Here is a 232-nt window from a genome sequence, read left to right as displayed (position 1 = left end):
GCCCCGGTCGGGGTACTGGTGCGACCACGGCCCGATCAGGCCGCGGACCTTCGCCGGGTCCAGGTGCTCGACGAGCCGGAGGACGGTGTCGCGGTAGGGGTCGTGCCAGCCGCCGACCGCGAGGACGTTCGCCTGGATGGCGGGGTAGTCCTCGCAGACGCTGCCGTGCTTCCAGTAGTCGTCGCGCGTCTGGTGGTCCAGCCAGGTGTGGATGAAGGGGTCGACGGCTTCG

The 232-nt window shown here is 71.1% G+C and carries 1 protein-coding gene; it reads right to left on the bottom strand.

Going from position 1 to position 232, the window contains the following annotated elements; genetic code table 11:
• Positions 1 to 232, bottom strand: a 232-nt coding sequence (locus tag G3I42_RS35615; protein ID WP_275405324.1) for a CocE/NonD family hydrolase, incomplete at both ends; no start/stop codon positions are given.

It is taken from the genome of Streptomyces sp. SID11385 (assembly GCF_010548245.1).
Classification (GTDB): Bacteria; Actinomycetota; Actinomycetes; order Streptomycetales; family Streptomycetaceae; genus Streptomyces.
This window is presented reverse-complemented; position numbering and strand designations above follow the sequence as displayed.